The organism is Pseudoalteromonas sp. PSi26 (assembly GCF_054960575.1).
Genome location: NZ_JBHNYT010000001.1, coordinates 265,084 through 279,364 on the forward strand (window position 1 = coordinate 265,084; position 14,281 = coordinate 279,364).

The window sequence follows — 14,281 nt, forward strand, 5'->3', positions numbered from 1 at the left end:
GCTTTGGCTATACTTAAAATACTTTCAACTTCTCCCTATGAATTAGAAAGTTTTTAGTTAGCGCAAGGCTCAAAAGAGCCCGTTATAGCCCAGAGTTTCCCTAAATCACTCTGGGCATTTTTTTGTCTACTTTAATTCACCAGTGAAATGAAATAAAAATTCACAAAGGGTAGCTCTGTGATTGATTAGTAATCAAGTAATTTAATCACCACCGAGAAGTAAAGCAGAAGACAAGGAGAAGTGACTAAACAAACTGCTATTTTCTCTGTGTAGCGCCAGCGACTCGGTGTGCTCTGTGGTCATATTATTTATAAATAAAAAGAAGCTTGCTCACGCAAGTTATTAATAATTGGTTAAATATTCACAAAGAGGTTAAGAGGCGCTGCGCTTTAGAGAAGTGTTCGAGTGATAAAGTAAGGAAACCATTATTAGTATTTTAATGTCTTCTCATTTACTCCTCATTTTGTTCTCTTTGTGCAAATGATCTTTTAAAAAAAAGCTACGCTCCTAACGTGAGCAAGCTCTACGTCTACAAAATAAAGTCAAACCTTACACCGTAGACGCGCAGCTTGCTGGCGTATAAAAGCAACGCTTTTACATTTAATTGATTAAAAAAATGATTATGTCACCACCGAGAAGTGAAGGAGAAGTAATATAAGGGCTGGTAAATGATTTGGGTTTAACTTTGTTTATCTCTGTGTAGCGCGCAGCGCCTCGGTGTTCTCTGTGGTCATATTATTTATAAATAACAAGAAGCTACGCTCCTAACGTGAGCAAGCTCTACGTCTACAAAATAAAGTCAAACTTTACACCGTACATTGCTAAGTGATTTTGTCACCACCGAGAAGCAAAGGAGAACACAAGGAGAAGTTACTAACCATTACTTATGTCTTCTCTGTGTAGCGCCAGCGACTCGGTGTGCTCTGTGGTTATATTATTTATAAATAACAAGAAGCTTGCTCACGCAAGTTATTAATAATTGGTTAAATATTCACAAAAAGGTTAAGAGACGCTGCGCTTTAGAGAAGTGATCTAGGGATAAAGTAAGGAAACCATTATTAGTGTTTTAATGTCTCCTCATTTACTTCTCTTTGTGCAATTGGTTTTAGTTATTTTTCACAAAGAGGTTAAGAGACGTTCCGCTTTAGAGAAGTGATTAAAACAATTAACTTATAAAATACAGTATTGGTTTTGTCTTCTCATTTGCTACTCATTCGCTTCTCTTTGTGCAATTGGTTTTAGTTAATTTTTCACAAAGAGGTTAAGAGACGCTGCGCTTTAGAGAAGTGATTAAAACAATTAACTTATAAAATACAGTATTGGTTTTGTCTTCTCATTTACTCCTCATTTACTTCTCTTTGTGCAATTAGATTTGGTTAATTTTTCACAAAGAGGTTAAGAGACGCTCCGCTTTAGAGAAATGATTAAAACAATTAACTTATAAAATACAGTATTGGTTTTGTCTTCTCATTTACTCCTCATTTACTTCTCTTTGTGCAATTAGATTTTGTTAATTTTTCACAAAGAGGTTAAGAGACGCTGCGCTTTAGAGAAGTGATTAAAACAATTAACTTATAAAATACAGTATTGGTTTTGTCTTCTCATTTACTCCTCATTTGCTTCTCTTTGTGCAATTAGATTTAGTAAATTTTTCACAAAGAGGTTAAGAGACGCTGCGCTTTAGAAAAGTGATCTAGTAATTAAGTAAATAGACCTAATTACTATTTTATTGTCTCCTCATTTACTCCTCATTTACTTCTCTTTGTGCAATTAGATTTGGTTAATTTTTCACAAAGAGGTTAAGAGACGCTCCGCTTTAGAGAAGTGATTAAAACAATTAACTTATAAAATACAGTATTGGTTTTGTCTTCTCATTTACTCCTCATTTTGTTCTCTTTGTGCAAATGATCTTTTAAAAAAAGCTGCGCTTCTAACGTGAGCAAGCTCAATGTTTACAAGTAAATGCAAGCAAACTTCATTGAGTCTTACTAAAGGCCTCGGTGGTGGGGTTTAAGATCTAATAACTGACATCTAAAATCTTTCCCTAAAAAACCTATTTACACTGTTTTTTAAACATCCAACTGTTTCTGACCGGCTCAAAATGAGCGCCAAATTTAAGCGACAAACATAAAATAGGTAAAGCATCTACCTGCTTAGCAATATCGAACGCACGTGAAAACTTATGGCCGTGCTTAGCCGCTAGTTTTAGCTCGTTAACATACAACGCTTTATATTTTGGAGGAAGTTGTTGCCAGTTCATTAGCGCTATTTCTATAGCGCCTAAATGCACCTCAATTTTATACGGGCCAACAAGCTTAGCTTGCTGAATATAATCGTACACCCGATCGTTAGGGCCATTTTGGTAACTCACCACCTTTGCCAACGCAATCCACGTTTCGGACCAGGTTTCACGTAGGGCTACCGACCTTAATAATAATTGCTCTATTTGTTGGTAACTTGTAGCTATATCATCTGACTGGTTTGTACTAACCGCTAACTTAAGCAATTTTACATGCGCCATTAACTGCAAATAATGAGGATGGGTTGGGTCAAGCGAGCTTGCCAAACTTATAGCGTCGTCTGCTAAGTTAAGCTGCTGTAAATCAATATTATTGCCCGTAATTTCCTGCAGAGTATTTTTTGCATTAAAGTACCACGCATTAGCGCGCATACTTTGTAAACTGGTATAACAAATAGCCAGTGTAATAAGTGTCAACACTAACACATTAACGTATTTAAACACCTTGTTTGAACTACTCATTAAATAACGACGCCGTTAAATTAAGTGGGTTAGTTACAAACAATGCATGAGCGCTATCCGCCCCCACTAACTCGGTAACAATACGTTTTGCTTTACTTAAAATAGGCGGCCTGCGCTTAACCGAATGCGCATCGCTTGCAACATAAGTCACTAAACCATTTTTAAGCATATCAACGCTAATGGTTTGCGCGTGTTCGCCCCACTCGCCTTCAATGCTAGATGCCGTTAACTGAAATTCACAACCCAATTGCTTTAAGCGCTCAATATAAAACGGCTTAGCTTGAATATCGCGGTTACGCTCTGGGTGCGGAATAATGGTTTTAATGTTTTGCTTAGCCAGCCAATTAATAAACTTGTCAAACCCTTGCGGCACATGGGAATGCGGTAACTCAAGTAACACATAATTAGCGCCATTTACATTGCCAATAAACGGCAGCTTTTTGCTCATTACCAAGGTCATTAGCTCTACATCAAGCCTAACCTCTGCCGCTACTGCAAGCTGTACATTAATATTTGCATCCTGCGCGGCGTGTTTTAATTTAGCTAGGTCGTCGTAAATATGCGAAGCCGCGTTATTAAAGCGGCCTAAATGAATGTGCGGGGTAGCTACCATATGGGTTATACCATCGGCTTGCGCCATGGTTAAAAGCGCTAAAGACTCTGTTAAGTCTTTAGCGCCATCGTCAAGCCCAGGTAATATGTGGGAATGTATATCTATCATAATAACCGTTATTTACGACTGTTCAGATTTTTGAGTGTAATCGTAATAGTCGTAGTAGCCATAATTATGTTCTTCTTTCGACTTAGTTATATCTACTTGGTTAACAACAACCCCAGCAATATGCGCTTTAGATTCAAACAAACGCTCAATACCTGCTTTAATAGGTTTAATGCGAGTTAAATCGGCTTTAACAACATAAATAACCGAGTCAGCATTTTGCGCAATAACCAATGCGTCACTCACCGCTTGGGTAGGTGGCGTATCTATAATTATATGGTCGTAAGTGTCTTTTAAGCTTACCAATAACTCATTAAAACGATTGCTCGAAAGCAGCTCTAACGGGTTACCCGGTATTTGCCCACTTGGCATAATAGTCACGCCCGACTGCTCGTCAATATGCGTACATTCACTTAATTGCTCAGTACCCACAATTAGGTTACTTAACCCTGGGTGAAATACCGGTATATCAAAGCGTTTTGCAATACTTGGTTTACGTAAGTCAGCGTCAATAAGTAATACTTTACCCATTTGCGCAAGCGACATAGCTAAATTGGTAGAGGTAGTTGTTTTACCCTCACCCGGCGAGCTAGAGGTAACCGCAATTACTTTGTGCTCGCGGTCTAGCTGGGTTAACAACAAACTGGTGCGGAACGTACGTACCGACTCTGCAAAACGCCTGTAATGTTCGTCAAAATAGGCATGTATACCAAAGGTGCTATTTTTAGGCACTTTAACAAACGGCAGTATACCTAACATGCGCTGCGCTAGTTTGTTTTCAACGTCGTTTTTATTTTTAATCGTGTCGTTAAGTGCGTCAAAAACAAAACTCATTACAACAGCAAAACCAAAGCTTGCTACAAACGCTAAAACCACAATGAGTTTTTTGTTAGGTTTACTTGGGTCTTTTGGTGCATATGCGCGGTCGGTAAAACGTGCAGCAGCCGAGCTAAAGTCGCTTGTTACTTCGGTTTCGCGCGAGCGAGATAAAAATGTATTAAATATATTACGGTTAGTTTCTACTTCGCGTTTAAGCTGGTTGTAAGCGGTTTCCTTACGGGTGATCTCTTGGTATTCGGCACGTATTTTAATTAAATCGGCCTCAAGGGCGCTAACGGTGCGGGTAATACGGTTAAGCTCTTTTTCAATACCAGTAATCAGGCCTTTAATTTGCTTATTTAAGTTACTTTTAACGGTAGCCAGTTCAGCTTTAGCTGATATTATTTTAGGGTGCTTAGGGCCGTAAACTTCGCTAAGCTCACTTACTTTACGCTCAACTAAAATAACCTCACGTTTTACATCTTGCACCACTTTGTGCGATGTAATTTCAGGCATGCTGCCTAATAGCTCTAAATTATTATTACCGTATTCGCTAATTACACGGTTAATACTTTGTAGGTTGTTTTTTTCGGTGCGGGCGGTTACTAATTGTTCAGACGTTTGCTCTAGCTCTTGGGTTACAAGCCCTGCAATACCTTCAATATCTACTAGTTTTTGCGCTTCACGGTAGGCTTGTAGTTTTTCTTCAGAGTCGTCAAGTTGCACACGCAACTGAAATAAACGCGTATTTAACCAGCTAGACGCTTGCTGAGTAATGCCCATTTTGGCGCGCATTTGGCTTTCTATGTAAACCTCACCAACAGTATTTGCCACTAAAGCAGCAAGCTTTGGGTCGCTCGACTCAAAACTAACTTTAACTAATTGCGTTTTACGAATTGGCGAAACCGAAAGCCTTTCTTTAAAGGCCTCAAGCAAGCCAAGCATTTCTAAATCTTGTTGCTCTTGCTCAGTAAGTTGTAGCTGTTCGGCTTTGTTTAAAAAAGGAAATAACCCTTTTACAAAACCAGTGGCCTCACCAATAAACGAAGGCTTAGGGATAAAATCGGCATGGGCTTTTAAATCAAGCTTAGTAATTACCTCTCGGGCAATACTGTCAGACTTAATAACTTCAAACTGGGTGAGGTAGTATTCTTTTTTAGATGAGTCGAGCCCGTAAACTTCGTCAAAGCTTACTGCTTTGCTTTGTTCGGCCTCAATTAACAATGTAGCGGTTGCAGTATAACGCGGTATTAGCGTTAACGTTATTAATGTAATTAATAGTGTAACAACTAGTGCAAAACTTAAAATTCGCCATTTATTACGTTTAATAACAGTTAAATAAGCGCTTAAATCTATTACTTCTTCGCTTTGTGGGTTTTCGTTTATTTGGTTCATTTATTACTGCCCTAACAATTGCTTAAAACAAGCGCTGTTCTATTTTTATTGTATCGCCCGCTGCAATTTGGCTATTTAAATCACCTTTTTGTTGCTGCTGCTTAGTTTGCTCTTTAAATATGTATATTTTATCAAGTGATGCGCGCTCGGTTAAACCACCGGCCAGTGCCACGGCTTGGTTTACTGTCATTGCGGGTTGGTACGGGTATGCGCCAGGGCTTTTTACCTCACCATGTATGTAAAATGGGCGGTACTCAATAACTTGTGCATACACGTTAGGGTTTACTAAGTAGTCGGGCTTTAAACCTTGGGTAATTAAGTTTTCAACTTGCGTTGTACTTAAACCAGCTAATTTAATTTTACCTAAAAACGGGTAACTTACCTCACCGCTGTTACCTAACAGTGCAGTAACCTCTAGGTCGGGCTGGCCAAATACTTTTATTTCAACCTTATCGCCCGCGCCTAAAACGTAATCTTGCGCAGCATGCGCAAGATCACCCATTACTAAATTTATAAATAAACCAGTAATAAAAATACCAAATTTCATTAATTAGCCTTTAGTGCAAATGTAAAGTTAATACCTACAACCATGCGGTCAAACTTTAGCGCGTCTTGCGTTGAGTCTTTATCAATAAAGTCAACATAGGTCGAAACCATACCAAAACTGTTTGTGGTGTAGCTTACTGCAAAGTTAGCATTGCTTGTTTTGTCTTTACGGCCAATTTCACCTACGTATTTTTCGTCGGTGTACGACAAGCCAGCACTCGTGCTTAGTTGGTCGTTCCAATCGTGAGTCCAGGTTGCACGGTATACACTTTCACGAATGTAATCGCCTTCAACTAGTGGGTCTTTTGCGGCACGGCTAGTACTAAAGTCAACAAACGAGTAACTAAGTGGTTGCCAAGTAACGCCCGCTTCCCAGCTAAGTCCGCTAAAGTTTTCACGCTGCTCTGCGGCAAAATCCTTTTTTTGGTAACCTAATTTAACCGATCCTGATGTAAGCGCAGTTGCATCCCACTCCATACCAAACAACACTCTTACGTCGTCTGAGTCACGGCTAATGCCGCCGGCGTCAACCACATCGTAACGGTAGTCTTCTTGTTTTAGCTCTAAAAAGGTACGCGTAGCGGCTTGGGTATTGTAGTAACCAACAATACCTAGGGTTGTTTTATCAAAATCACGAAATTGCGAAATAGCCCTAAAGTTTTGGTATTTTTTATTAAAAAAGCCACCCATTAATGCAACTTGTGCTCTTGAGCTTTCGGCGCCAAATTCGTAACGGCCATTTAAGCTTTGTTGTTGGTATTCAACTAATTCGTTTACGGCATCGCCTAGGCCTTCGGTTAAACCGCTACCGCGTGGTTCAAACAACCAATCGGCGGTGGCGTTAAAGTCAAGCCTGTGCTTACTTGTAAATTCGTTATGGGTGGCAGCGCTTAAATTAACTTGGGTAAAGTTATCGGCGCTGTCTTTATTATGTATGCTTGTACTGGTTGCAACATTAACGTTGTAGTAGTTAACCCCGTCTTCTATTAGTGCGTCAACATTTGGCGCTATAGTCCAAATTAAACGCGACTCTTCGTCGGTTGGGGTACTAAAAAAGTTATCGTTACTGCTAATACCTGTTGTTAATGTAGGCGTAATTTGTGCGCCATCTTTAGTCATAACACTGCCTGGGTCTAGCGCTGCCATTGCGGGAGTTGCTACCCCCATACCTGCAACTAATAGTAAACCTTTAACGGGGCTAGTAAGCGTTTGCATTTTTAAATCCCTTAAATATTGTTAAAAAAATAATTTTTATGTCAAACCATAACGACCAGTGCTTAATGTAATGTAAATCGTACTCTACACGTTTGGCCATTTTGTTTAGGGTGTCGGTTTCGCCCCGCCACCCATTAATTTGTGCCCAGCCAGTAATACCTGGTTTTGCTTTATGCCTAACCATATAAAAGTCGACCTTTTTACGGTACTCCTCGTTATGGGCTACCGCATGTGGCCGCGGCCCCACTATCGACATATCGCCTTTTAATACATTTATAAATTGGGGTAGCTCGTCTAAGCTAGTGCGGCGTAAAAAACCACCTAATGGCGTTACACGCGCATCGTTTTTAGTGGCTTGTGTAACAATATGGCTATTTTCGGTCACACTCATAGAGCGGAATTTCCATACCTTAATTTTTTTACCATCAAGCCCGTAGCGGTCTTGCTTAAATATAACAGGCCCTTTTGACGTTATTTTTACAGCCGCAGCAATAACCACTAACAATGGTGAAATAAGTAATAAAATAAGGCTGGCTACTATTATGTCTTCGGTGCGTTTAATAAATTCGTGCGCACCTATAAAGGGCGATTCAAACACACTTAATGTATCTACCTCACCTACATGTTCTATGCGCGCATGTATAAGGTTCGAGAGCAAAAAGTCAGGTATTATATGTACATCTACCGTGGTGTCGCCCAATTGTTTTAAAATATCAGCAATGCGTTTTTCGGCCTTTAACGGTAATGCAATGTAAAGTATGTCTATTTCACCCGCTTTAGCTGCATCTACAGCCGTTTGTATGCTGCCTTCAACACTATCAATAGCCAGTTTATCGCTTAAGCGCTCTGGCTTACGGTCGTCGTAAAAGCCTTTAAACTTAAAACCTAGCTCGTCGTTGTTGTCTATTTCGGTAAATAAATACGCACCGCTTTCGGTAGCCCCTACAATAGCCACATTACGCAAGTTCATGCCTAATTTACGGCGGTTACGCTTGTATAAAAACACCGTTAAACGCCACGTATATAAAAACAGCATGCTACAAAAAAACCAAATACTTAAACCAATGCGCGAGTAGGTTTCGGTAAACTTAAACATAAACGAAATTACAAACAGGCATAAAAATGCAATAGTTAACGACCCCCACGCACACAACACCATGCTCCTAAACTTACCTGCTCGCCACGAGCGGTACGCCGAAAACAATTCGGCGCAATACATATAAGCCACAGCAACAAAAAGTACTGCAACTAAGTAGGCAGTATTAAAGGTAAATGAATAAATAAGGGAAGAAAGCTGAAACGCTAAAAAAAGGCATAGTAAATCGAACAAACGATAAAAGTTTGCATCAGAAGAGCCCGAAGGCTTAAACGTCCTTGAAGTAACCACACTAAAGTCCCTCTAGTTTTGTATTTTTATGTAACTATTAAGCTACCGTTAATATAGAACATTAAGCAGTTATATTCAATAAATATAACCCTAAACACCTAGTTAATTAGCATTAAAATAGCTTACCCTTTTAACTTGTTAAATTAATTAACAAAAGTGAGGATAAACTTTTATTTACAATAACCGAATTTTTATTCTTATTTATCATAAAAATAACATTTAACCTTTTGTTTTATTATGCTGTTGTGGCGCTAAAAACTTTAAAGTGCATTGCAATGGATAGAAATATGCCGTTTTTAAAGCTCAGTACTAAAGCTTTATCCATAAAAATAGCTAAGCACATCTATAAATATATCTACATCAGATTTAGCTAGCTTATTAATCCCTGCAGCGGCTTTACGCCCGCCGCCAGTAGCAAATTTACAACAAACTTCATCGGCGCCAGTTCTATTATTAAGAGGTGCACGCACACTAACCAAATAACTACCGTCTTCGTTTAAAGTTAAAACAGCATGTGCTTTGGTTGGATTTCTGTTAGCAAGCTCATTGCCGTAAACACCACTGATTCGCCTAGCCCATGGCATACACGGTAAAATATATACTTCACAAATATCATTACAAATATATGGTGAAATGGCAGTAATATTTGCATAATCTGCTTGGTATGCAGATTGTAACTTATAAAAAACCGAGTTTTTGTTTAGCTGTAAACTAAAAGGATCGCTTATATCACGCAACAAACAAAATAAATCAGCTGGATTAATATGCAAATCATCAAGTGACGCCCCATACCCATTGTAATTAATTAAGGTACCGAGTTCGTTTAAAAACGATTTTTGCTGTTCATCAAGGTTATATTTGTCAGCAAGCTTATTGGCTGTCGCTATTAAGTTATCACCATAAGCAGCAGTAATAGCCCAGTTTATGTATGTGTTGCCAATCATTTCACTAATTAACAAACTAGTACATACCTCAGAAGATGTATCAACTAACGTGGTTAAATAATCAGATTTAGGAACAACCCCCGCTCTGTGATGATCGCAATAAAAAACAGTAATACCTTTGTTTAAAATGCTTGTTAAGGCCTGAGTATTTTTTTCCATTGAAAGATCAAGTGCGTTTACATGAGTCGCATCTGTTAAATCAACGTGTTTCAGTAAACTATTATCACGCTTAACGCCTGTTATTAATTTACTTTCTACGGGGTTACTTAAACGCAATTGAATCAAAGCAATAATGCCATCGGCATCGCCATTAAATACATCGTAAATCATTTATTAAATCCTAATTTATAATTATTGAAAATATCCGTTTTGCTTTAAATAATTCACAATTTGCAACGCACAATCTTCAACAGAAGATTCAGCCGTTTTAATAACTATGTCTGCATTTTGCGGAGCTTCATAGGTAGAGTCTACGCCTGTAAAATTTTTTATTTCACCCGTTTTAACTTTTGCATAAAGCCCTTTAGGGTCACGCTGCGCACATATAGCAAGCGGTGTATCTATAAAAATCTCTATAAACTCACCTTGGTTGAGCTTTTTAGCAATCATTTCTCTGTCAGATTTAAACGGGGAAATAAAAGCAGAGCAAACCAATAAACCTGCATCAACAAAAAGCTTTGCTACCTCACCAATTCTTCTTATATTTTCTACTCTATCAACATCAGAAAACGTTAAATCACCATTTAAGCCATGGCGAATATTATCACCATCTAGCACGTAGGTTTTGCAACCACTGTCATGCAACATTTTATCAACAGCATTAGCAATTGTTGATTTACCCGAGCCACTTAAACCTGTAAACCAAAGTACGGCAGGTCTATGCTTGTTACTTTTAACTCTATCATCATGGCTAACGGTAGCTTGGTGCCAAACAACATCTGACGATTTTTCAGTTTCTGACTCTACCGTTTTATATGGATTTTGTGTCATCTAACGTCTCTTATTTATAATTAAATTATTAAACACTATTAAAACCCGTACACACTGGGTATTACATAAATAGCAGTAGTGCAGTAAACGAGTGAAACAGGCAATCCAAATTTAAAATAGTCTTTTATTTTGTATTGCCCAGCTGAATACACCATTAAATTTGTTTGGTAACCAAATGGCGATAAAAAACTAGCGCTTGCTCCAAATGCAACCGCCATAATAAAAGGCATGGGATCGGCATTAAAATGGTTGGCCAAAGTTAGGCCAATAGGAAATACCAAAGCAGCTGCTGCATTATTGGTAATTAGTTCTGTTAATATTACTGTGGTAATAAACAGCAAAACAAAAGCACCAAAAGCATCATACCCACTACTTACACTCAGTATTATTTGGCTAATATAATCAGCTAAACCAGAACTTTGCATTGCATACGCAACTGTTATTGCGCTGCCAACAATAATGACAATTTCGAAGGGTAAACGACGCCTAATTTCTGCAATTGATAGTGCGCCAACCGCTAAATAAAACCCCAATAAAACCAATAAAGACTTTAATAAGCTTATTACACCAACAGCAGCCATTCCTAAAGAAAATATAAACCCAGCAATCACCAATTTGGATAAACTAGATGAAAATTGTCCATTACCCAATTCATCATTTAAAACAATAAAATTCTTTTTTAAGTTGTTTCTATTTTTAAAGTCTTTACCTACGGCCAATAACAACGCATCACCCGGTTTTAATTTTACTTTACCAAGCCCACCCGTTACTTTTTGCCCCCCCCTTCTTACGCCAATAACCGTAGCATTAAATAAAGATCTAAAATTACTTTGCTTAATAGTTTTACCACTAATGCGAGCGTCAGCCGTAATAACAACCTGTACAAGGTTGTTATTTATACTTGCAAGGTCATCATTTAATACTTTTAAACCATTAAATTTATTAAGGGTTGTTAAGTCGTTAACGTCACCCGCAAACAGTAACTTATCGTTTGCTTGAATTTGAAAGTTTGGGTCAACGGGGCTTATTAACTTATCGTTTCGTATAACTTCCGCCAAAAACAACGCGTCTAGGTTTCTAAACCCATTTTCTAAAACTGTTTTATTAATTAAAGAAGAGTTTAATCCAACTTTAGCCTCTATAAAGTACTCGTTATTTTCAAAATTATCAGGCTTGTTTGTAGGTAATAAAAAATATGCAGCGGGTACCATTACAGCTAACGATGCAACAAGCACAATTACCGCAACGGGTGTCGTAGAGAACATACTAAGTGTATTTAACCCAGCACTTTCAACAAAACCTGCCACTATTAAGTTTGTAGAAGTCCCTACCAAAGTAAGCGTGCCACCAGCAATACACGCATACGATAAAGGCAATAATAAATGGCTAGGTACTAAATTTTTATTTTGGTTAATACTTGCCATAACAGTAGATACAACTGCTGTATTATTAGTAAACCCAGAGGCAAAACTGCAGCTAATACATAACTTAATTAAATTTACTAATTTGTTTTTGCCAAAAAACTGTTGGCCAAAGCTTTTTATATATGTGGTTTTTTCAATTGCGTAACTGCAAAGTATCAAAAGTAATAAAGTAACCAGCGCATTATTAACAAACCCATTAAAAAAAACGTCTTGTGATACTGTGCCCGTTAAAAATAACATCGCACTAGTAAGCGCAAACACAAGCATTGGCCTAATTTTAAATATAATTAAGCCTACGAGTAACGCAGCCAAAATAAATCCAACCCATAAAGGGCTATTAAAAAACACAAATGTATCCTTACAAATAATTAATTAAAATGGTTTTTACGCTATTTTTCTAAATATATTAAGCGTATTAAACCCTAGTCGCTTTTTCACCATAAAAACAGCTAGTAGGTTTTGCGTAGCAATTGAGATTGCTGTTGCGTACGCTGCACCTATTAACCCAAACTCCTTTGTTAAAACAAAGGCTAATACTATTGCTAGAGGTCCTGAAAACAAAACAACGTTTCTCATATCCTTTTCATGATTTGTCATATTTAACAAGTAACCAACCGAACCAGTAATCGCATTAATAAACTGGCCAGCGGCCATTATTTGAAGAAGCGGGGCAGCTGATTTGTAATCTTCACCAAAAAAGCTCATTATGAAATTGGGGTACATAAGCATAAAAAATAAAATGGGTGTTGAAATTAATATCATTAACCGGCTCGTTACCAAAGAAATATAATTAACTTGTTTTATACTCCCGTTTTTGAATGCATTTGCATATTTTGGTGCAACTATTAAGTTTATCGAAATTAAGACAAAACTAGCTAATAAAGCTGTCCTTTGTGCTGTAGCGAAATAAGCCACATCAGAGTTCGTTAAATATATTGCTGTTGTGAACTGTGCAGACCAAATCGCTAGTAAACTCATAATCATGGTCATGAACAATGATTTCAAAGCTGAAAACTCAGCCATATTCAGTTTTGAATGATAAATAAATTTAGCTTTTTTGTCTGAAAACCAAATATAACTCCCTAATAATGTGGCACAAATTAAGCAAGCTAAGTAATAATAGGAAAGCTGACCGCTAGTTTCTAAACTGAAAAAAGTCAATGTATATATTACTACAACAAATATTATGGGCGCGACAGCCTGTTGGATTAAGCTACCAACAACAGTATTGCCTTTGCCTTGTAGCATCGCCGCAAAAACTTGAGTTAAAGCATAAAAAAACATTAAAAATGGTATCAATAGTAAAGAGTCATAAAGCAGGGTACTTTTTAGAAAAAATAAAGACATAAAAACAATCGATACCATAAGAATAGTAAGATAAGCTATTTTTTTCAGTATTACAGAACTCACCCTATTTATGTCCTCCCAAGTATCAGTATTTCTTGAGCCAATAATTTTAATTAACAAATTAGCAGTCGCAAGAGTTAAAATGCCTCCGCCTGCTTGAGTAATAGCAATAATTAAAAAAAATGCACCCGCAATTTCAACTGACACTAGATTTGCTATAAAGTAGGTCAACAGGAACCCTGAAAATGCACCTAGGATTCTTGCCGTAATTACTAAAAGTGATTTTTTATAAATACCCTCAATCAGCTTAATCATTTCGTAGTCCTGTTTTTCTTGCAGGATTCCCTACCCAAATTTCTCTGTCACCAATATTCTTAGCCACTACAGCGTTTGCCCCTATAACTGCATTTATACCTATACTAAGCTTTGTAACGGTAATTATCTTAGCATCAGCTCCTAAAATAGCCCCATCCTGTATGATAAAACCGTGAAAGTGACTCCCCTCACCTCTCCACACATCGCCCCGTCCAATAGTAACCTTCTGGTATATTTTTACGTTATCTCCAATTAAAGTTTTTGGATGAATAACTACGCCGTTACCCCCATGTGGAAATTTTACATTACGTCCTATTACAACACCTTTAGGTATGTCGAGGCCTGCCACTTTAAAGATAAAAGCTGACAACCTCTTAAAACCTAAAAGCCTCACTTTTAAAGCTAGTAAAATAATCATTT

11 protein-coding genes are annotated in these 14,281 nt (G+C 37.7%); all 11 read right to left on the minus strand.

What is annotated here, in order from left to right:
• Positions 1–2,053: 2,053 nt before the first annotated feature.
• Entirely contained in the window at positions 2,054–2,761 is a 708-nt protein-coding gene (locus ACFI34_RS01230; RefSeq protein WP_462672105.1) for a VpsP family polysaccharide biosynthesis protein, read from the minus strand.
• Positions 2,754–3,482, minus strand: coding sequence for a tyrosine-protein phosphatase (locus ACFI34_RS01235; RefSeq protein ID WP_462672106.1), 729 nt, complete (start codon positions 3,480–3,482; stop codon positions 2,754–2,756). Before ACFI34_RS01235 ends, ACFI34_RS01230 begins: the two co-directional genes overlap by 8 nt.
• 12 nt (positions 3,483–3,494) lie before the next feature.
• Positions 3,495–5,693, minus strand: coding sequence for a GumC family protein (locus tag ACFI34_RS01240; RefSeq protein WP_462672107.1), 2,199 nt, complete (start codon positions 5,691–5,693; stop codon positions 3,495–3,497).
• 22 nt (positions 5,694–5,715) lie between these two features.
• Positions 5,716–6,240 carry a polysaccharide biosynthesis/export family protein gene (locus ACFI34_RS01245; protein WP_462672108.1) on the minus strand — a complete coding sequence of 175 codons (525 nt, stop codon included), beginning with the start codon at positions 6,238–6,240 and terminating at the stop codon, positions 5,716–5,718.
• The gene (locus tag ACFI34_RS01250) at positions 6,240–7,454 is read right to left on the minus strand and encodes an outer membrane beta-barrel protein (protein WP_462672109.1); all 1,215 of its coding nucleotides are present in this window, start codon (positions 7,452–7,454) and stop codon (positions 6,240–6,242) included. The genes ACFI34_RS01245 and ACFI34_RS01250 overlap by 1 nt, the downstream gene beginning before the upstream one ends.
• On the minus strand, positions 7,438–8,841 hold the full coding sequence (locus ACFI34_RS01255) for an undecaprenyl-phosphate glucose phosphotransferase (protein WP_462672110.1): 1,404 nt from the start codon (positions 8,839–8,841) through the stop codon (positions 7,438–7,440). Before ACFI34_RS01255 ends, ACFI34_RS01250 begins: the two co-directional genes overlap by 17 nt.
• A 317-nt stretch (positions 8,842–9,158) precedes the next feature.
• Entirely contained in the window at positions 9,159–10,115 is a 957-nt protein-coding gene (locus ACFI34_RS01260; protein ID WP_462672111.1) for a DHH family phosphoesterase, read from the minus strand.
• A 21-nt stretch (positions 10,116–10,136) separates the two neighbouring features.
• Positions 10,137–10,775 carry an adenylyl-sulfate kinase gene (gene cysC, locus ACFI34_RS01265; RefSeq protein ID WP_462672112.1) on the minus strand — a complete coding sequence of 213 codons (639 nt, stop codon included), beginning with the start codon at positions 10,773–10,775 and terminating at the stop codon, positions 10,137–10,139.
• A 38-nt stretch (positions 10,776–10,813) separates the two neighbouring features.
• Positions 10,814–12,547 (minus strand): SLC13 family permease, encoded by a 1,734-nt coding sequence (locus ACFI34_RS01270; protein ID WP_462672113.1) that lies wholly within the window; start codon positions 12,545–12,547, stop codon positions 10,814–10,816.
• Between the two features lie 36 nt (positions 12,548–12,583).
• On the minus strand, positions 12,584–13,861 hold the full coding sequence (locus ACFI34_RS01275; protein ID WP_462672114.1) for an MATE family efflux transporter: 1,278 nt from the start codon (positions 13,859–13,861) through the stop codon (positions 12,584–12,586).
• The gene (locus tag ACFI34_RS01280) at positions 13,854–14,279 is read right to left on the minus strand and encodes a hypothetical protein (protein ID WP_462672115.1); all 426 of its coding nucleotides are present in this window, start codon (positions 14,277–14,279) and stop codon (positions 13,854–13,856) included. Before ACFI34_RS01280 ends, ACFI34_RS01275 begins: the two co-directional genes overlap by 8 nt.
• Between the last annotated feature and the right edge of the window lie 2 nt (positions 14,280–14,281).